Source organism: Lacrimispora sp. 38-1, assembly GCF_049890855.1.
GTDB lineage: Bacteria > Bacillota > Clostridia > Lachnospirales > Lachnospiraceae > Lacrimispora.
The window spans coordinates 79,052-99,982 of sequence record NZ_JBANEW010000063.1; the positions used below are offsets into that span (position 1 = coordinate 79,052).

Annotated in this window: 15 protein-coding genes; 12 read left to right on the forward strand and 3 right to left on the reverse strand. The window is 43.2% G+C overall.

The features are described 5' to 3' along the window. Position 1: 1 nt before the first annotated feature. Positions 2 to 736, forward strand: a complete 735-nt coding sequence (dagF, locus tag V7D18_RS18340; RefSeq protein ID WP_426156286.1) for a 2-dehydro-3-deoxy-phosphogluconate aldolase — start codon at positions 2 to 4, stop codon at positions 734 to 736. Positions 737 to 781: 45 nt separating this feature from the next. On the opposite strand, the gene V7D18_RS18345 is transcribed toward dagF, so the two are convergent. Together V7D18_RS18345 and V7D18_RS18350 are read right to left on the reverse strand one after the other, a co-directional pair. Next, entirely contained in the window at positions 782 to 1,522 is a 741-nt protein-coding gene (locus V7D18_RS18345; RefSeq protein WP_426156287.1) for a response regulator transcription factor, read from the reverse strand. Continuing rightward, on the reverse strand, positions 1,519 to 3,363 hold the full coding sequence (locus V7D18_RS18350) for a sensor histidine kinase (protein WP_426156289.1): 1,845 nt from the start codon (positions 3,361 to 3,363) through the stop codon (positions 1,519 to 1,521). The genes V7D18_RS18345 and V7D18_RS18350 overlap by 4 nt, the downstream gene beginning before the upstream one ends. A 149-nt stretch (positions 3,364 to 3,512) precedes the next feature. Here V7D18_RS18350 and V7D18_RS18355 point away from each other — a divergent pair, with 149 nt between their 5' ends. The 4 genes from V7D18_RS18355 to V7D18_RS18370 are packed head-to-tail and all read left to right on the forward strand — an operon-like array spanning position 3,513 to position 9,070. Next, entirely contained in the window at positions 3,513 to 4,871 is a 1,359-nt protein-coding gene (locus V7D18_RS18355) for an ABC transporter substrate-binding protein (protein WP_426156290.1), read from the forward strand. 35 nt (positions 4,872 to 4,906) lie between these two features. Next, a complete protein-coding gene (locus V7D18_RS18360; protein WP_426156292.1) occupies positions 4,907 to 5,785 on the forward strand; it encodes a carbohydrate ABC transporter permease in 879 nt (292 codons plus the stop codon). Continuing rightward, positions 5,785 to 6,612, forward strand: a complete 828-nt coding sequence (locus tag V7D18_RS18365; RefSeq protein ID WP_426156294.1) for a carbohydrate ABC transporter permease — start codon at positions 5,785 to 5,787, stop codon at positions 6,610 to 6,612. The genes V7D18_RS18360 and V7D18_RS18365 overlap by 1 nt, the downstream gene beginning before the upstream one ends. 4 nt (positions 6,613 to 6,616) lie before the next feature. Further along, positions 6,617 to 9,070: a TIM-barrel domain-containing protein gene (locus V7D18_RS18370; protein ID WP_426156296.1), complete on the forward strand. Its 2,454-nt coding sequence runs from the start codon at positions 6,617 to 6,619 to the stop codon at positions 9,068 to 9,070. A 77-nt stretch (positions 9,071 to 9,147) separates the two neighbouring features. On the opposite strand, the gene V7D18_RS18375 is transcribed toward V7D18_RS18370, so the two are convergent. Continuing rightward, complete coding sequence (locus V7D18_RS18375; RefSeq protein WP_426156297.1) at positions 9,148 to 9,906, reverse strand: class I SAM-dependent methyltransferase; 759 nt, start codon at positions 9,904 to 9,906, stop codon at positions 9,148 to 9,150. A gap of 336 nt (positions 9,907 to 10,242) precedes the next feature. On the opposite strand from V7D18_RS18375, the gene licT reads away from it, so the two are divergent. The 7 genes from licT (at position 10,243) to V7D18_RS18410 (ending at position 20,894) form a co-directional block, all read left to right on the forward strand. Next, on the forward strand, positions 10,243 to 11,082 hold the full coding sequence (gene licT / locus V7D18_RS18380) for a BglG family transcription antiterminator LicT (protein WP_426156299.1): 840 nt from the start codon (positions 10,243 to 10,245) through the stop codon (positions 11,080 to 11,082). 210 nt (positions 11,083 to 11,292) lie between these two features. Then, entirely contained in the window at positions 11,293 to 13,164 is a 1,872-nt protein-coding gene (locus V7D18_RS18385) for a beta-glucoside-specific PTS transporter subunit IIABC (protein WP_426156300.1), read from the forward strand. A gap of 19 nt (positions 13,165 to 13,183) precedes the next feature. Next, positions 13,184 to 14,623, forward strand: a complete 1,440-nt coding sequence (locus V7D18_RS18390) for a glycoside hydrolase family 1 protein (RefSeq protein WP_426156302.1) — start codon at positions 13,184 to 13,186, stop codon at positions 14,621 to 14,623. Between the two features lie 25 nt (positions 14,624 to 14,648). Continuing rightward, positions 14,649 to 16,403, forward strand: coding sequence for a carboxylesterase family protein (locus V7D18_RS18395; RefSeq protein ID WP_426156303.1), 1,755 nt, complete (start codon positions 14,649 to 14,651; stop codon positions 16,401 to 16,403). A gap of 189 nt (positions 16,404 to 16,592) precedes the next feature. Continuing rightward, on the forward strand, positions 16,593 to 18,218 hold the full coding sequence (locus tag V7D18_RS18400) for a response regulator transcription factor (RefSeq protein WP_426156305.1): 1,626 nt from the start codon (positions 16,593 to 16,595) through the stop codon (positions 18,216 to 18,218). After that, positions 18,202 to 19,644: a sensor histidine kinase gene (locus V7D18_RS18405; RefSeq protein ID WP_426156307.1), complete on the forward strand. Its 1,443-nt coding sequence runs from the start codon at positions 18,202 to 18,204 to the stop codon at positions 19,642 to 19,644. The genes V7D18_RS18400 and V7D18_RS18405 overlap by 17 nt, the downstream gene beginning before the upstream one ends. A gap of 167 nt (positions 19,645 to 19,811) precedes the next feature. Next, the gene (locus V7D18_RS18410; RefSeq protein WP_426156308.1) at positions 19,812 to 20,894 is read left to right on the forward strand and encodes an ABC transporter substrate-binding protein; all 1,083 of its coding nucleotides are present in this window, start codon (positions 19,812 to 19,814) and stop codon (positions 20,892 to 20,894) included. The last annotated feature ends 37 nt before the right edge of the window (positions 20,895 to 20,931 follow it).

Below are 20,931 nucleotides of genomic sequence, written 5' to 3' on the forward strand. Positions count from 1 at the left end.
GATGGAAGGATTAAATTTTTACAAAGGAAGAGTCTGCTTAAACTGTCTGACAAATTCCGTTGATAATGCTAAGGCAATTTATGAGGCTGCAGAGGGTCATGTTGCAGTCGGGATTTTGTCGGCAAATTATCCGGATGTGGAACATGCAGTGGAGGATATGAAACGATATCAGGAAGCAGTGGACAATAATATTTCCGTTGGACTTGGTGCAGGAAATCCCGGACAGTGGAAAGCAGTTGCGGATATATCCGGGCAGATTAAACCGAAGCACATCAACCAGACCTTTACGGCAGGCGGATATACCAGAGCCAAAACGGGTGAGGGACCATTTTTAAATTCTATGGTTGCTCCCTGTGGTAAAGCGGGTTATGTTAAAATATCAACTGGTCCACTTAGTAAGGATATGGAGCCGGCAATCGTTCCGGTTAAAACTGCAATTGCAATGGCAAAGGAGCAGGGAGCCGATTCCTTAAAGTATTTTCCCATGGGCGGACTGAAGGTGAAAGAGGAGTATGAGGCGGTCGCCGCAGCCTGCGCAGAGAGCGGATTTGGACTGGAGCCAACCGGAGGAATTGATCTTGATAACTTCTCTGAGATCCTGAAGATTGCGGTTGATGCAGGAGTGGAACACATCATTCCCCATGTATATTCTTCGATTATTGATAAAGAAACGGGAGCTACAAGAATTTCCGATGTTGTGAAACTTTATGAAATGATACAAGAAATTTTAGATTAATAAATGGCTGTTTTCCTGTCTGTGGGGCGGGAAAACAGCTTTTTTTCATTCATTTCTGTATTCACTGGGACTGATGCCGTAAACATGCTTAAAGGTTTTGCTGAAATGGAACTGGTCAAGGTAACCGGTGAGCTGGCTTACATCGGCAATGGATAATTCGGGGTTGCGCAGAAGCTGCCTTGCAATATTAAGTCTGTAGTTTCTCAAATATTTAGAAGGAGTAATCTCTGTGTATTTGAAAAAAATTTTGCTTAAATAGGGAACTGAAAATCCAAATTCGGAAGCCAGTGTGGTAAAATCAATCTGAGTCTGATAGTTCTTGTGAATATATTCTTTTATCAGTTCCACTATTTCTTTTGCCCTGTTTGAGGAGTGAAGCAGTGTGACGGAGTCAAACCGGTCCTGAGTTGCAAGAAGTTTTGTCTCCAGGGCAGCCAGAGTCTTTTCCAGTTCCTCGTAATTGACTGGCTTCAGTAAATAATCGCTCACTTCATACCGGAGTGCTTCTTTTGCGTATTCAAAATCTGTATAGCCGCTTATGATTACACACAGGATAAAGGGATATGTTTCGTGTATATTCCGGACTAACTCAAGTCCATCCATCTCTGGCATCCGTATGTCTGTGAAAATCACATTGGGCAGATGCTCTTTGGCCATATTCAGTCCTTCAAGGCCGTTTGTTGCAATGGCCGTTACCTTGAAGGAGGTATTTAACTGTTCGATTTTTCTGGCTATGTTTCTGGCAATTAAGGCTTCATCTTCTACGATTAAAACAGAATATTTCAAGGGATCATTCCTCCTATGACAACAATGGCACCATGGGGTACATTGTTGCTCAGCTTAAATATATGATTGCCCCGGTAAAGAATTTTAAAACGGATATAAATATTCATGAGTCCCATACCGTCTATTTCCAAATTGGGCAAAACGCCGTTTTTCTCAATCAGGTCTATCTGGTCTTTCAGCCTTTCTAAATCTTCACTGGAAAAGCCTGGTCCGTTGTCCCGGATCTGCAGCTCCCAATAGGTGCTTGTCATGATACCCAGAATTTTTACATTCCATGGAGGGCTTGATTTGGTGGAATATTTGATGGCATTCTCCACGATCAGCTGAAGGCAAAGCTTGGGAAGCCGGACCTGATGCATTTTATCCGGTATGTCAAATTCAAATTGAAGTGAGTCACAGTATCTGACCTTCATGCATTCCAGATAATCACGGGTATGGTCAAGTTCATCTTTTAACAGAACCATCTGCTCACTGTCTGAGGAGATATAACGCAGGATTCTGGATATGGTCTGACACATGAGGATGATTTCGCTGTTCATGTTCTCATCCGCCATGGCCTGAATGGTTGCCAGAGAGTTGTAAAGAAAATGAGGGTTCATCTGAGCCTGAAGTGCCAGCATTCTGGATTGCATATCGCTGTTTTGAAGCTGAAGTTCCCGCTCCATTGATTTTCTTGCCTGTCTCTGCATTTTTAAGAAAGCCTGGTATAAGGTGTTCACCTCTGTGATATTAATTTCCATGTCCTCAAATTCAGTTGTATCTTTTTCCTCTCCGGTCAGCTGGAATGCCCGTACCTGATGGTAGATCTTATAAAGCGGAGTGGCAATTCTCCGGGAAATCAGATAAGACACCATAACGGTTATTACCATGACGGTAAACAGAAGTATGAAAGCTGTGTTTAAGTACTGATGGACCGGCTGCATCAGCATACGGTTATCAATCACAAGTGCTGTAGTAAAACCGGTATAGTCTGATGAAGAAAAAATGACGTATTTATTTTCCGCTTTTAAATAAATGGGGGCTGCGCCAGAGCCTTGGGAGGGGCTGTTTTGCTGCGCCTGAATCAAATCATAATAACTGTCTGGTGTGCCGCTGCTTCCGGTTGTATAGATGGCTTTTCCTTCCGGATTGAAAATGTATACGTATTCTTTATAGGGACTGTTAAACGTATTTATTGTATTTGCTATGCTTTTGAAGGATTTTTTAACTTCTACAATGCCCTGTGGGATGTTGAGCGGGCTATAATACATGCGGCAGAGTGAGACAAAATAATTATCACCGGAATAGGAATAAAAGCGGCCCAGGGTGTTGTCCTTATCGCAGTAAATAAACTTCATTCCTTTAGCCTGAACTACCTTGCTGCACCAGTCTTTTTCAGTTACCCGTTCTTTGGATGCAGTATTATCAAGTCCCACTCCAAACTTACCGTAATCGAGGGAATAGAGGTAAGTCTGGTCCGCGGGGGAATTGGGACCGATCATGGCGATTATAAGGTCAAACAGGATTTTGGTGTTATTGATATTTTCGTAAATTTCGTTTGAGCTTAAGGTGTTGTCCTGATAGTTGACATAGATACTAAATTTTTCTTTAATCAGGTTGGAATAAATGATATTCTGAGATACAGTATCAAGGTCATGGATAACAGAATCGAAGCTGCCCATGATCATGGCGGCGTTATTTTGAAGGGAAGAAAAGGCATTTACCTTTATCTTGCCGGTTTCACTGATGACTGTGTGAACCGTGAATGCCAGGATTACTGCAATGAATAAAGCAGTATAGGGAAGGAAAAGTGTTGACATTATGCTGCGTTTCTTAACATTCTTTGTTTTATTTGCTGCCATTTTAAATTCTTCTTTCCTGGGGATTATTCTGCTGGTTAAAAATATACATGAAAACAGATCGAAATGTTCATTCAAAAATGTCTATATTACACTATATAATACAGGTAACATGATAAAAGTCAACAATTAATTTTGGGGAGGTATTTTTTATGAAGTTAAAAAAATTAGCTGTATTAAGTCTTGCTCTGGCTGCTGTCCTTGCTTTTTCCGGCTGTTCAAAAGAGGAAAACGCACCGCAGAAAAGCACAGCTGCAGGAGAAAGTACAGCTGCAGAAGCAAAGACATCTGCTGCGCAGGAAAAAGGCGGCGTTACTCTTTCTTTTATGGCCAGCCAGGACTGGATTCAGGATGCGGAAATTGAACTGTCCAAAAAATTTACTGAGGAAACAGGAATCAAGGTTGATTATCAGATCATTCCTTCCGACCAGTATGTGAACCTTCTGATGACAAAATTAAACACTGGGGAGTGTACGGACATCTTTGGCGCACAGAGTGGTAAATTTGATATTAAGGCACAGATCAATGTGGAAAAAAATGCGGTTGATTTAACTAAAACGTCATGGGGAAGCCAGGTTGAACCATTGGTGGCTGATCAGCTGTCTGTAGACGGAAAGCTGTATGGACAGCCGATTCAGGACGTATCCTCTGTATGGGCAATCGGTTATAACAAACAGATTTTCAAAAAGCTGAATCTGGAGATTCCCAAAGATTATGAAAGCTTTCAAAAAGTCTGTGATACGATTAAGGCAGCAGGAATCACTCCTGTCTATGAGTGTGTATCAGATGGCTGGCATCATACATTATGGCTGCCTGAGGCAGGCGTTGAGGCTGAAACAGCAGAGCCTGGTATCGTTGATAAATGGAACAGCAACCAGGTACCATTTAAAGGAAATGCAACCTTAATGACAATTTTGGACCAGATCAATGATATGGTGGCAAAAGGTTACTGGGGAGAAGACTACATGTCCAATACCTATGCGGATTCAGCAAAAAACATTGCTTCCGGCAAATATGCTATGACCGTTGCCAATCAGGGGTTTGGAGTGGAAGTCAATAAGGTTAATCCTGAGATTGCAGTGGATGACATTGGTTATTTCGTAATTCCGCTGGCTGACAACCAGACATTAAACGTTAACCCGGCAGGTCCTGCAAGATTCATATTCAGCGGTTCCAAACACGCAGCTGAAGCGCAGCAGTATTTAGAGTTCCTGGCAAAGGAAGAAAATCTTAAGTACCTCACTGAAAATGTAGGCAAGTTCAACAAACTGCCATTTAATAATGCTCCCAGCATGTATACGGAAACAATTCAGGATTTTTATAACAGATATGACAAAAAGGGTACTGTAATTCAGACTGCTGTAAAATATGTGAATCCGCAATGGAGTGAGATGGGAGCAAACTTGTCCGCCATGATCGTTGGAGAAATGACTCCGGAGGAAGTACTGGCATCTATTGATGAAGTGAGAGCCCAGCAGGCAAAGGCAGCAGGCGATCCGGCCTGGAAATGACAGCATGGAAGATCAGTTGAAAGAGAGTGAATACTATGAATAGAAAAAAGATATATCCTACGTGGTTTGCGGCTGGAGCATTGCTCCTGTATTCGGTGTTATTTGTCCTTCCCGGAGTGATTGGAATCGGTTATTCCTTCACAGACTGGTCATCTTATTCAGACCAGCTGAAATTTGTGGGGCTGGAGAATTTTAAGACTGTATTTTCAGCTGATGGAAATTATCTAAAGATTATAAAAAACACTCTGGTATTCACTCTTGGAACAACTATAATAAAAAATATACTGGGACTTGCGCTTGCAGTTCTGCTTACAAAGTCCATTCGCTTTTTAAATTTTCACCGGGGGGTCATGTTTATGCCCTCTGTGCTGTCCACTCTGATACTGGGTATGATTTTTACCTCTATTTTAAATCCATCAACCGGGTTATTAAACACATTTTTCCGGAGTATAGGGCTTGTGGGGCTTGCCAAACCGTGGCTTACAAGTCCCGCTTACGCATTCAATTCGGTGATGGCAGTGGATATCTGGCGAGGGACCGGATACATAATGACAATATTAATTGCCGGAATCCTGTCCATATCTTCGGATTATTATGAGGCCTGCAGTATCGACGGTGCATCCGGCTGGCAGAAGTTTCGGTTCATCACATTACCGCTGCTTCTGCCGACCCTGGCAACAACCACTGTTTTAAATGTTATATACGGACTTAAGGTATTCGACATGATCTATGCTTTAACAAATGGAGGTCCGGGGAAGGCGACGACTGAGGTACTCTATACGGCAGTATTTAAAAAATTTGGCACAGGTCAGTATGCCATAGGTACGGCCCTTTCCTCCGTTATGTTTTTATTCATGGTGTTTATCGGATTTTTTATGATCCGCCTGATGACGAAAGACGAGGTGCAGGAATAATGAAAGCAAAAAAGAAAGCAGCCGCTGCCGCCGTGAACGCAGCGGCGTGTCTCATAACGGCAATTTGTCTGGTTCCCATGCTGCTGATATTCCTGAATTCTTTTAAAGACAGTCTGGGAGCATCGGAGATGAATCTAAAACTTCCGGCTCTTCCTCTGCAGTGGAACAATTTTCTGGTGGTAATTGAAAAGGGGAAGCTTCTTACCTCTTTTATGAACAGCTGCATCTATTCCGCAGTCAGCGTTTTTCTGTGTACGGTGCTTGCAGCAACGGCTTCTTATGTATTCTCAAGAAACCGTTCAAAGTTAAACCGCTTTCTCTACCTTTACATGGTACTGGGAATTACCATGCCGGTTAATTATGTGGCATTGACAAAAGTCATGATGTTTCTTACACTAAATAATACAAGACTGGGAATTGTACTTTTGTATACGGCTATGCAGCTGCCATTTTCGGTGTTTCTGATTCATGGATTTGTGGCAAAGCTGCCGGCAGAGCTTGATGAAGCGGCTGTTATTGATGGATGCTCACCGGTGAGGCTGTTTGTATCGGTTATTCTTCCGCTGTTAAAGCCTGCTGTTGCTACGGTGATTGTACTGACTTTTTTAAATACCTGGAATGAATTTGTTTCACCGCTGTATTTTTTAAGCAGTTCTTCAAAGTGGCCGATGACATTGTCCGTATATAATTTTTTCGGTATGTATTTTAAAGACTGGAATCTGGTTTGTGCAGATATTCTGCTGACCAGCCTTCCGGTAATCCTGGTATATTTACTGGGACAGAAATATATTGTATCCGGTATGACGGCCGGAGCAGTGAAAGGATAACGTTATGTCAGAGAATAATAGCGGGCCGGTTGTGATAGAGGCAGGGGGAGTGACCCTCACTTATCGGAATATTGCATCAGATATTATCCATTGCAGATGCAGCAAAGATGGACACAAGCAGGTAACATCCCCTCTGGGAATTGAACTGCCGGAGCAGGGGAAACTGGATTATGAGAGCACGGAATTTTCTTATCTGCTGGGAAATGACCGGATCAATGCTGAAGTTGACATAAGATCCGGTAAAGTGCGCTGGACTCTTACCGAAACAGGAAAACTGCTCTTTGAGGAAACAGGAAGGGAGCTGGAAGAGATTCCTGTCTTTCATTATACAACAAGCGGGGAAAGCCCGGATGTTCAGAGGGTAAAAACCGTAGATGGAGAACGGAATTTTATTAATAATCTGGTTTGCCGCCAGGTACGGACTGCTTACCGGGGAAAACTGTATTTTAAATGGCAGGAGAAGGAACGGATTCACGGCCTGGGGCAGGGAGAGGAAGGTATCTATAATTACAGAGGAACCACCCAGTATCTGTACCAGCATAACATGAGGAGTCCGATCCCGTTTCTCGTATCAGACCGGGGCTATGGTATCTTATTTGACTGCGGATCATTAATGACGTTCAATGATGATTCCCGGGGTTCTTATGTGTGCTTTGATACGGTAGATCAGCTTTCCTACTATATTATACAGGGTAATAATCTGGATGAAATAATTTCAGGAGTCAGAAGGCTGACCGGTAAGGTCCCTATGCTGCCCAAGTGGTCCTATGGGTATATTCAGTCAAAAGAGGCTTATCATACCCAGGAAGAACTTCTGGATGTAGTAAATGAATACAGAAGCAGGGAAATTCCAATTGACGGAATTGTACAGGACTGGAACACCTGGGAGGATGGAAAATGGGGGAATAAGATTCTGGATAAAAGTCGTTATCCGGATTTCCCCTCTGCAGTAAAGGAACTTCACAGGAAACACGTACATGTAATGGTTTCCGTATGGCCCAGTATGAGCTCCGATGGTGAAAATTATAAGGAATTTTTAAATGAAAATCTGCTTTTAAATGATATTTCCACTTATGATGCGTTTAACCCGGACGGAAGAAAAATGTATTGGAAGCAGCTTGAGCAGGAACTTTTTTCGGCAGGTGTGGATGCCTGGTGGTGCGATTCCACAGAGCCGTTCAGTGGACCTGACTGGAAGGGCTGCTATAAAAAGGAACCGTGGGAGAGATATCTGCTTGTTGGGGAAGAACATAAGAAATATTTAGACCCAGGGGCTGCTAATCTATATGGTGCCGTTCATGCCAGAGGAATCTATGAGAATCAGAGGAAATGCTGCGGGGATAAGCGGGTATTAAATCTGACCCGTTCCGGCTATGCAGGTTCTCAGGCTTATGGTACTGTTCTCTGGTCAGGAGATATCTGCGCAACCTGGGAGATATTTCAGAAGCAGATCCGGGAGGGACTGAACTTCTGCATGAGCGGACACCCTTACTGGACCCTGGATGCAGGTGGTTTCTTTGTAGTTAAGGACAACTGGAAGAGCCGGGGGTGCGGCTGCCATAATGATCCGGAGCCCAAATGGTTCTGGCAGGGCGGATATGAGCTGGGAACAGATGATGCAGCCTACCGGGAACTATATGTGAGGTGGCTCCAGTTTTGCGCATTTCTTCCCATGTTCCGTTCCCATGGAACCGATACTCCAAGAGAAATCTGGAATTTCGGTGAGCCTGGAACCATGTTTTATGATGCGCTGGAGAAATGCATCCGGCAAAGATACCAGCTTTTGCCATACACTTATTCCCTGGCAGGAAAAGTGGTGCTGCGTGATTATACCATGTTCCGCAGCCTCTTGTTTGACTTTCCGGAGGATGAGACTGCCTGCGAAATCGGTTGCCAGTTCATGTATGGGGACTCCATGCTGGTCTGCCCTGTAACAGAACCCATGTATTATGAGCCGGAAAATCACAGCATAGAGACAAAAAAGCTGTGGAACTGTTATCTTCCCTCTGGTTATTGCTGGTATGATTTTCAAACAGGAGAAAAACAGGAAGGCGGACAGTGGGTTACAGTGGAAGCGGCACTTGACCGGATACCGGTCTTTGTACGGGAAGGCGGGATTATCCCGGAGGAACAGGCACTTCAATATACGGGAGAAGCTGTGGATACACCATTTGAATTCCATATATATGAAGGAAAAGATGGATTTTTTGAATTATATGAGGATGCAGGAGATGGGTATGAATACGAGAGCGGAAAGTATAACCTGATTCCGGTCTCATGGAATGATACTGAAAAGGAACTGTGTCTGGGCGAAAGCAAATTTGTATTTTCTCAGTCCATATCCGGGCGTTCCTGTGTAGTTTATACTTCTTCAGGAAGAACAAAGATCTTTTCTTATAATGGGAAGGAAATAAAAATAAAGCTGGAGGATGTGGGTTCCCAGGGAGAAACCTGCTGAAACAATCTGCAGATAACCGGAGAAATGTACAAGTGAGTGACCACAGTACATTTCTCCGGGTTTTGCGGTGACAGATTTTAAAGTTTAATTGAATATACCATCAGCTGAAGCTCTTTTGGTGTTTCAGCTTTCCCATAATAATTGGAATAGGTCTGTTTTATCTCCATATTTCTTTTCTTTAAAATTCCATCCAGTTCTTTATGGGAATAAAGTCTGATTGGATCCCCCAAAAAGTTTTCCGGTTTGACTAAGGGATCTCCATAAGTGATGTTTTTACCGCCGTACAGCATGATTTTCGTTTCTCTGTTCCACTCAAACCGGGAGAGAGTAAGGGCATTTTCACCTGCCTCCCAGCTGGTGGATGGAAAATATAATTCTGCATATTCACCATTGCATATGTCCATAAAATGTTTTCCGCCAGGTTTCAGTGCTTTCGCGATTACATCAAAAATCTTTAAATTTTCAATATCATTTTCCAGATAACCAATGGCTCCGTCTGCTAAGTTTAAAACAGCATCGAATTCCTGATCAAATGTTAGATCACGGATATCAGAAAGAATGAACTGGGCGTTTAACCCTCCTGCTTTTGCTGCATTTTCTGCATCTGTTATATAGTCTTTGGTAATGTCTGCTCCCACAACTTCAAATCCTCTTCTGGCCAGTTCCAGACTATGCCTTCCGAAACCACATGCCAGATCCAGAATACGCTGGTTTTTTCTCAAGCCTAATGTATCAATAATAAAGTCAGTCTGTTGTCTGGTATCCTCCACCCATGAATGATTTTTTATATCCAGGCTCCATGTTTTTTTATACCAGTCTGATTCTTTTGCTATCAATTATAGTTCCTCCAATTTTTTTATTGCCGGCTTAATAATTTTATACTAAAAAATATGAAAATTGTAGACTTGAATTGAAAAATATGGTATGATTGATAATAGAGTGCGGCTATGTGCAGGATACTTGTATTGTGCATTTTCGACAAAAAGATACAGGAATTTTATCGGATTTGTATATAGATCTCCATAGATATACATGATATACTGTACCTAGAAAATAGATGTGTAGTTTGTGACTGGTAAGGCAGGCAAGATCTACAGGGTTGATATCACATGTTAGCAGAATGTGATAAGTTGTCCTGGTAGCTTGTCTATTTTTTTTATCTGAAGGGGCTTATGAAGATAGAGAAGGTTCTGAATAATAATATGGTATTAGCTTATAATACTGAGGGAAAAGAAATCATACTGAAAGGGAAAGCCATCGGCTTTGGCAAGAAAAAAGGCGATGAAGTGGACCACAAACTGGTAGAGCGTGTATTTATTCAGAATGATAAGCGTGATGCCCGTCATTTTGAAGAATATTTTGCAAAACTTCCTCAGGAATACTGGGAGATCAGCGAACAGACGGCTGATTTTGCAAAGAATGAGTTTGGCATGCAGCTGGATTCCAGGATCATACTGACGATCTGCGATCATATTGCAGGAGCGGTTGACCGTTATAAAGAAGGAATGATCCTTCGTAATGCCATGCTGTGGGAAGGAAAACGGTTCTATCCCAGTGAATTTAAGGTCGGTGAGTATGCGGTTGATTTAATCCGAAGAAGGCTTAATATTTCCATGGAAGAGGATGAAGCCATGTTTCTGGCATTTCATTTTGTCTATGGACAGAACAAGAGGCAGGAGCCTGATAATCTGGAGTTAATAACCGGTATTATCCGTGACATTGTGGATATCGTTGAGGCTGCCTATCAGGTGAAACTAAATACGGAAACCTGGGATTACCGTCGTTTCGTAACACACATTCGATTTTTTGCACAGCGCATGCTGCAGAACAAGCAGTATGAATCTACGGATGATGAATGGTATCAGCTTTTAAAGAATAAATACCGCAAATCATACAATTGTATTGTTAAAATAGCTGATTATATCCATGACCGGTACTATTATGAGATGGACCGGGAAGAGATGATGTATCTGATGATTCATATAGAGAAAGTGACGAGAGAACTGACTTAGTTCTTTTCAGGAGCACAGTAAAAACAGAGAGTTGGGATTGTTACCGGACTGAAAGTCCGGGCAGGACCCTGCACATAAGGCGGCTGCGGTAGAAGGCAGTCTGCTTTTAGCAGGGTCTTTTTTTGTAACTTATTTTGAATGAACAGGTGCCGGTTAAGGATACCTTTTCAGATAGACTAAAAAATAACCTTATAAAAGGGGGAAAATTTTATGGCATTAAATCATGCTAAAACCGCTGAGACAATATTAGATAAAGTCGGCGGAGAAAAAAATGTATCAGGACTGACACACTGCATGACACGTTTGCGGTTTGTATTGAAAGATTCAGCGATCCCGAAAGATGCAGACGTTGAAAAAATTCCGGGAGTCATCCGGGTAATACGCCAGGGCGGACAATACCAGGTGGTAATTGGAAATGAAGTCAGCAATGTTTACAAAGAGCTGTTAAAACTGGGTCATTTTGAAGAAAGTACAGGCTCAGCAGCAGGCGGCTCCAAGGAGAATTTGTTCTCACGGCTTTCCGGATTTATTGCGGGCTGTATGACACCTCTTCTTCCTGCCATGCTTGGCTGCGGTATGATTAAGGTAGTTCTGACACTTCTTACTACATTTAGTCTGATTGACAGCACAGGCAGCACTTATATTATTTTAAATGCAGCAGGAGATGCATTCTTTTACTACATGCCAATATTGCTTGCCATGACAACAGCAAAACGCCTGGGCTCTAATATTTACCTTGCAATGGTAGTGGCCGCATTAATGATTCATCCAAACATTACAGCTCTTTTGGCACAGGGAAATACCACATATTTTGGATTGCCGGTAACAGCAGCCTCTTATCCCTCATCTGTATTGCCTGTATTGCTGATTGTACCGCTTATGGGTTATGTGGAGAGATTTGCAGATAAAGTCTGCCCAAGCCTGGTCAAAGTATTTTTGAAGCCTTTACTTGTTATTTTTATTACAATTCCCATTGCTCTTATTGTAGTTGGACCAATCGGAAGCATCCTTGGTAATTACCTGGCTTCTGGTATTAATTTACTATACAGTAAGGCAGGCTGGCTTGCAATTATGATACTTTCTGCCGGTATGCCGTTTATCGTAATGACAGGTATGCATTATGCATTAATTCCGATTGCATTAACCGGTCTTACAAATATGGGATTTGATGCAATCTTAATTATTACCATGTTCTGTTCTAACTTAGCACAGGGCGGAGCGTCTTTAGCAGTTGCAGTTCGTACGAAAGATAAAGATGCAAGATCTACAGCATCTGCTTCAGGCATTTCTGCAATTATAGCCGGTGTAACAGAGCCCGCTATGTATGGTGTTACATTAAAATATAAGACTCCAATGATCGCTGCTGTAATCGGCGCCGGTGCTGCTGGTCTTTATGCAGGAATCACGCATCTGGTAGCTTATTCCATGGGAGGATCTCCATCCGGATTATCTTTAATTCAGATGATTGGCGGAACAGGATTCGGGAACTTATTAAACGGTGTGGTAACTCTTGCTATATCACTGGTGGTTTCCTTTGTTATGACCTTAGTCCTTTATAAGCCGGAATTAAAAGAAGATTCACCAGAAGAAATCATCGAAGTTCCTGTTCCGGAGAAGAGGACACTGGTAGAAACAATTGAACTGGAAAGTCCTTTAAGCGGAGATGTAATTCCGCTGAGCCAGGTAGAGGATGCAGTATTTGCCGGCGGGGTTTTAGGAGAAGGTCTGGCAATTATACCTTCTGAAGGAAAAGTATATGCTCCTGCTGATGGGGTAATCAGTGCAGTTGTCGATTCCAAACATGCAGTAGGAATTACCACAGATACAGGAGTTGAAATATTGATTCATGTAGGTCTTGATACCGTTCAGCTGGGAGGAGAAGGCTTTACACTTCACTGCAAAGCTGGTGACAAGGTGAAAAAAGGAAGTCTGCTTCTTGAATTTGATATAAATAAAATTAAAGAAGCTGGTTTCCCGGTTACCACTCCGGTTCTGGTATCCAATATGGTAAACTTTGTCAGCCTGAAGACCACCGATAAAAAACAGGTGAAAACAGGTGAAACTTTATTAACAATTGTCTGATTATTGAAAGAGGTGTAAGATGTCTGTATTTTCTGATAACTTTTTGTGGGGAGGCGCAGTAGCAGCCAACCAGTGTGAGGGTGCCTGGGATGTAGACGGGAAGGGAATATCCGCTTCCGATGTATGTACTGGAGGTTCCCATACAAGATCCAAGCGGATCACAAGGACCTTAGAGCCTGACACCTTCTACCCAAGCCATGAAGCGATTGATTTTTATAATCACTATAAAGAAGATATTGCTCTGTTTGCAGAGATGGGATTTAAAGTATTTCGTTTCTCCATAGCCTGGACCAGGATTTTCCCAACAGGCATGGAGGAAACTCCTAATAAAGAGGGGCTTGCTTTCTATGATCGTGTGATCGACGAATGCAGAAGCCATAATATTGAGCCTCTCATTACCATCTCTCATTATGAGATGCCATTTGCACTGACTGAAAAGTATAATGGCTGGTCTTCCAGAGAATGCATTGATTTATTTGTCAAATATGCCAAGACACTTTTTAAACGTTATAAAGGAAAGGTGAAGTACTGGCTGACATTTAATGAAATCAATGCCGGAACAATGCCAATGGGAGGTTTTCTCTCTCTTGGAATTTTAAATGAAGGAACTACGGATTTCACCAATCAGGTCGATAATCCACAGCTCCGCTACCAGGGACTGCATCATCAGTTTGTTGCCAGTGCCCTGGCTGTGAAGGCAGGACATGAGATTGATCCTGACTGTAAAATCGGCTGTATGATCTGTCATATTACCACCTACCCAATGACCTGTAATCCGGATGATATTCTGGAAGCTCAAAAAAGAAACCAGATCTTAAACCAGTTCTGCGGAGATGTTCAGGTTCGTGGTGAGTATCCTAAGTTCATGGATCGTTATTTCAAAGAAAATGGCCTTGAAATTAAGATGAAACCAGGGGATTTAGAGATTATCAAAGAAGGCTGTGTGGATTATTATACATTCAGCTACTATATGTCCAACTGTGCATCCGCTGATCCGGATCTTGAAAAAACATCCGGCAATTTAATGGGCGGTGCCAGGAACCCATATCTGGAATCAAGTGACTGGGGCTGGCAGATTGATCCCAAGGGCCTGCGTTATACATTAAACGAGCTTTATGGCCGCTATCAGATTCCGCTCATGGTTGTTGAAAACGGTCTGGGCGCTTATGATAAGAAGGAAGAAGACGGAAGCATTCAGGATGATTACAGGATCAGCTATTTAAAGAAGCACATCGGGCAGATGCGTGAGGCTGTTGCTGACGGCGTGGATTTAATGGGTTATACGCCATGGGGCTGCATTGATCTGGTCAGTGCTTCCACAGGAGAAATGGCAAAACGTTACGGTTTCATCTATGTTGAGAAATACGATGACGGAACCGGAGATTTATCCAGAAAGAAGAAAAAATCTTTTGACTGGTATAAGAAAGTAATTGAAACCAATGGAGAAGTATTAGATTAATGAATATAACTGGGGAGTTATCAATATGAAAAAAAGAGGTTTGGCAGCCGGTCTTGTTTTAATGGCTATGGTTATGGCAGCAGGCTGTGGCAGTCCTGCAAAGACAGAAACAAATGCTTCGCAGACAACAGCTGAAGTAACAGCCGAAACTACGGCAGCAGCGATATCCGCTGCTTCAGGCGATACAAAAGACGGAGCCGCAGTGGTTACTACCGCATACGGTCCGGTAAAAGGGGTACAGGAAGGGGAGCTCCTGACCTGGTACGGGATTCCATACGGAAAGGCGCCGGTGGGTGAATTAAGGTGGCAGGCACCTGCAGCACCGGATGCCTGGACGGAGGAATTAAACTGTACCGAAGCATCACAGCCTGCAATTCAGCTTTCCGGCACGGAGGTAAAGGGAAGCGAGGATTGCTTAAAGCTTGATGTATATGCAAAAGAGGGAAGTAAAAAGCTTCCGGTGCTTGTATTTATTCACGGAGGCAACAACCAGACCGGAAAGGCAGGGGAAATTCCCGGAGCTGATCTGGTAAAGAATGACAACTGCGTTTATGTATCTGTGGATTACCGGCTTGGCCTTTTAGGTTTTAACTGTCTGCCGGCATTAACAGCCGGGGAGAATGGAACCGGAAATTTTGCAATGCTTGACATTGCATATGCTCTTGACTGGGTTAAGGAAAATATTGAAGCATTCGGCGGAGATCCGGACAATATTACCATATCAGGATTCTCAGCTGGAGGCCGTGATGTAATGGCAATGCTGATCAGTCCCCAGTTTAAGGGTAAATTTCAGAAGGCTATTGCATTCAGCGGAGGCATGACCACTGCACCGGAAGATTTAAGCGGAAAGAAGATTGCGAAAGCGATAGCACCGCTTGCTGTTGAGGATAAGAAGGCAGCAGATGAAGATGCCGCTTATCAGTGGCTGATGACAGATGCCGCAGATGTAAAGGAATATCTTTATTCCATTTCAGCTGAACGTCTGGCACCTCTTATGGGGAATGCGGCAATCCGTATGAGTGTATTCCCTCATCTCTACCAGGATGGGGTTGTAATACCGGAAAACGGCTTCGATACGACTGATTACAACAGCGTTCCTCTTATGATGCTGACCGGAAGCTCTGAGTTCTCCATGTTCTGTCTGGGGGATGGTTATTTTAAGAGTGATGACATGGCAGGGTATTCAGAAGATGAGATTAAGGCGGCCAAAGCATTTGCCAGCAAATACGGAAGTGATATGTACCGGATCTTTAATGCGCAGGAAAGTGCGGTGAAGATGTCTGATCACTATCAGTCGGACATTTACATCTGCCAGGTTAATTACGGCAGTGAACAGTCTTCAATCAAAGATCTGGGAGACTATGGTGCGTTCCATGGCATTTTTGTACCCATGCTTTCTTCAAAGCACAATTATCTTGATTTTTTCCCTGATGCATTTGGTAAGACAGGCTATCAGGCCATGGCAAAGCAGTATAACAGTTATCTGGCAAACTTCTTGAAATCAGGAGATCCTAATGGTGAGGGGCTGGCATCATGGAGCAGCTGGACACCGGATAAAAAGGGTTCCATGGTATTTGATGCCACGGAAAACGATGCAGTTGTGGAGGAGAAAGATGTAACCACTACGTATCAGGACATCATGGCAGCCATGGATCAGGATACCAGTGTTTCTCCGGAAATTAAGGATAAAATGATAAAAAATGTTTTAAACGGACGCTGGTTCAGCAGCGCATTGGATGAGCATTACGGTAATAAGAGCCTTTGGAGTGACGTAAAATAAGGTTTGAAAAAGAGATTTGTATTTCCTGAAAAACCGGGAGTTACGAATCTCTTTTTTTGTGGTACTATATGGGGAGAGGTATGTTTTTTTACGAATGAAAATCAAGAGGCGGAAATTATTCTCTTATATTTCCATAGAGGATTTTATATAATCGAATTATAGAAATACGGCTGACAGGGGGAATCAGACATGGTTAAGATATTTCTTGCTGAGGATGAAAAAATCGTCCGTGAAGGAATTAAGAACGGAATTGCCTGGGAAAAATACGGGTTTGAATTTGCCGGGGAAGCGCCGGATGGGGAACTGGCATATCCCATGATATTAAAATCGAAACCGGATATACTGCTTACGGATATCCGGATGCCTTTTATGGATGGACTGGAACTGGCGGAGATGGCGAAACGGGCTTTGCCGGATATACATATTATGTTTTTCAGCGGATATGATGATTTTGAATACGCCAAGCGGGCAATTAAGATCGGAGCCGCTGATTATCTTTTAAAGCCGGTGAGCAGTAGCCAGCTTCTGGAAGCTTTGGAGCGCATGAGTGAAACCATCATGCAGGAAAAAAGCGAAAAGGGATATAAGCAGGAGTTTTTAAAACAGCAGGAAGAAAGAAAGCAGATGGACAGAGACCGGCTGTTTGATATCATTGTGTCGGGAAAGCTGAGTCTTTCTGAGCTGCTTAGGAAGGGGCAGGAGCATAATCTTTCCTTATCTGCTCCCATGTATAACCTCATTTTATTTCAGGCAAAGGGGGCGGAGAACCAGGAGCAGTACTCCGATGAGAATGTACTCTTTGATAAGAGGCTGAAGGAAGAACTGGAGGGAAGAGCCGATATTATCGGATTTAACCGGCTGTCGGAGGGGTATGGCTTTCTGATTATGGGAGAAGAGTCCGATTTGGAGCGGAAGGTGGCATATTATTCGGAGCTTCTGATACGGCTGGCGGAGTCATTTCCTGGGATGGAGTATTTTGGAGGGACAGGGACCCCGGTCTGCAGACTTAGTGAGATCCGTACCTCTTTTAAAGCAGCAAGCAGGGCGTATGCCTGCCGTTATATGCTGGACCGCAACCAGATTTTAACCGCAGAGGCGGCAGTGCGGATTCATAATGATACCGGAAGCATCAGCCTGGAAGGAATCGATATAACCAAGTTAAGCCGTGATATCATTCCTAACTTTTTAAAGAACGGATCGGTTCCTGAGGTGAAATATTTTGTTGAGGAGTATATGGAGGCCTGCGGAAATAATATCAATTCGCTGATATTCAGACAGTACATACTGATGGATGTGTATCTGGCAGTCATTGGGTTTGTGTCTCAGCTTGGATTTGAACCGGAGCAGGTTTTAAAGGAGTTTGGCGATGCCAAGACCCTCCAGCCCTGCGTGAACTCCATGGATTCCGCAGTTAAGTATACCAGGGATATTCTCACAAAGGCCATTGGTTTCAGAACCACCTGCTCCCAGAAAAAGTACCGGCTGGTACTTGAGAAGGCGGTGGATTATATTGCGGCTCATTATCAGGATGAAGACATTTCCCTTAATGCGGTGGCTTCGGCGGTGAATATCAGTCCCAACCACTTCAGCACCATATTCAGCCAGGAGATGGAGATCACATTTGTGGAGTATTTAACTAAGGTCCGCATGGATGCAGCCAGGGAATTACTTATGAAAACAGATTTGAGGACTTCGGAGATCGGGTATCAGGTGGGATATAAGGATCCCCATTATTTCAGCTACCTGTTTAAGAAGATTCACGGAATCACACCGAAAGCATTTCGGTCAGGGGGAGAAAATGAAGTACAAAAGTGATTCGATTAAGGCAAAATTAAAAACCATGCAGGCAATTGTATTTATCCCGGTCATTATTATGATTGGGATATTGCTATATACCATGGAGTGGCAGAATCAGCAATATCGTCAAAGCATACGGAACTTAACCATGGCAACGGAATTTAATTTTGATTTTAAATCAAACATTGATTATAAGATGTACCGGATTGTAATCGGAGCCGATACCTTTGAATCCTTAAACCCGTATGAGGATCTGGAAAATTCCAGGAAGATCTTTCTGGAACTGAAAGACTCCACTCCTCAGGAAACCAGCAAAAAGGGACTGGATGGGATCGTGGTTCTGATTGGAATGCTGGAAAAACGAATTGAGGATATCCAGACCAGCAACATCATTGGAGATTATGACCGGAATATGGAACGCCTTGACCAGGATATTTATGCGATTACCGATTTGATCCAGGAGTCCATGTCCGATTATATCTATAATGAGACAAAGACACTGGAGTCTGTGCGGCAGAAGCTTGACACCCAGACAAGACAGGTTATCGCTCTTTGTATCGTGATTGCTTCCTATCTCATCGTATTTTTAATTGCCTCCTTTTCCTCATTTGGAAAAAGAATTACAAAGCCCATTGAGGAACTGTGTGAATACACCATGAAGCTGGCAGACGGGAATTTAGAAGTCAGCGCACCCAAAAGCAACATCAGGGAAATTAAGGTGCTGGGGGAACAGTATGACCAGATGGTGATCCGGATCGGAGACCTGATCCGGCATATCAAGGAAGAGCAGGAGTTAAAGAGAAAAACAGAACTGAAGCTTCTTCAGGCTCAGATTAATCCTCATTTTCTTTATAACACGTTAGATACCATTGTCTGGCTGGCTGAGGGTAAGCAGCATCAGGAAGTGGTGGAGATGATTACCGCACTGTCTTCTTTCTTAAGAATCGGTTTGAACAATGGGCGGGATTTCATCACCATAAAAGAGGAAGCGGAGCATATAAAAAGCTATCTTTTGATCCAGCATTTCCGTTATGAGGATATTATGGATTATGAGATTGATTTTGAAGAGCGGATCAGGGATTATTCCATATTAAAGCTTACCCTGCAGCCGATTGTGGAAAATGCTCTTTACCACGGAATAAAAAACTGCAGAAAAAAAGGATTCTTACGGATCAGCGGCTGGCAGGAGAAGGAAGATATTCTTTTAAAGGTGGAGGACAACGGCATTGGAATGAAACCGGAAGAGGTAAGGAAGATGGAACATCAGATTGCCGGCGGCAGCAAAGAGGATTTTCATGTAGGGGAAGGATTTGGGATTGCCAATGTGGCAGAGAGAATCCGGTTGAATTTTGGTGAAGCATACGGACTTACCATTGAAAGCGAATACGGAGTTGGAACTGCAGTCACGGTGAGAATTCCGGCAGTGAGAAGAGGAAATAAATAAGAAAATCAACTTTTATCCGAAAAAAATCAACTAATTTTTGGAATACAGTGAAATGACGTAAGAAACTCAACCCTTTGCAAAAGATATTGTATTGAGAAAACAGGGGGATGGGACTATGATACAGGTAGTTACTTAATAGTAAATGATTCTTATTGGAGGGAACGGATATGAAGAAAAGAGTTTTAAGCTTTTTGACAGCTGCGGTTATGACAACCGCCATGATTTTATCCGGTTGCAGCGGATCACAGACAGCTGCGACTACAGCAGCTCCGGCTTCTGCTGAAACAAAAGCGGAGACAACGGAGGCAGCAAAAACGGAGGCAGCCACAACCACAGCGGCACCTGCAGAGAAAAAGGAGATCGTAGTAGGATTTTCTCAGGTTGGTGCAGAATCTGACTGGAGAACGGCCAATACCGAATCCATGAAGTCAACGTTTACAGAAGCAAATGGTTACAAGCTGATTTTTGACGATGCACAGCAGAAACAGGAAAATCAGTTAAAGGCAGTTCGTAACTTTATTCAGCAGGATGTTGATTATATCGTTATCGCACCGGTTACGGAAACCGGCTGGGATACCGTTTTACAGGAAGCTAAGGATGCAGGCATTCCGGTAATCATCGTTGACCGTATGATCAATGTATCGGATGATTCCTTATATACCGCATGGGTTGGTTCCAACTTCCTTCAGGAAGGTTATGATGCGGTTACATGGCTGGATGAGTATTTAAAGAAGAATAACAGAGCAGATGATGACATCAATATCGTTACTCTTCAGGGTACCATCGGTTCTTCTGCACAGATTGGACGTACCAACGGTGTGGAAGAGAAGATGAAAGACCATCCGAAGTGGAAGATGTTAGAGCGTCAGACCGGAGAATTTACTCAGGCAAAGGGTCAGGAAGTTATGGAATCCTTCTTAAAGACCTATGATGACATTGATGTCGTAATTGCTGAGAACGACAACATGGCATTTGGTGCCATTGATGCCATCAAGGCTGCAGGAAAGACCTGCGGACCTAAGGGCGATATCACCATCATTTCCTTTGATGCAGTTGCTGCAGCATTTGACTCCATGATCGCAGGAGATATGAACGTATCCGTAGAGTGTAATCCTCTTCACGGCCCTCGCGTAGCTGAGATCATTCAGAAGCTGGAGAAGGGCGAAAAAGTTGATAAGATTGCATATGTAAAGGAAGGCGTATTCCCGGCAGATACAGCCGAAGCTGAAAAACCAAAGAGACAGTATTAATTGGTTGGGACTAAGGCGCTGAAAGCAGAATGATAGC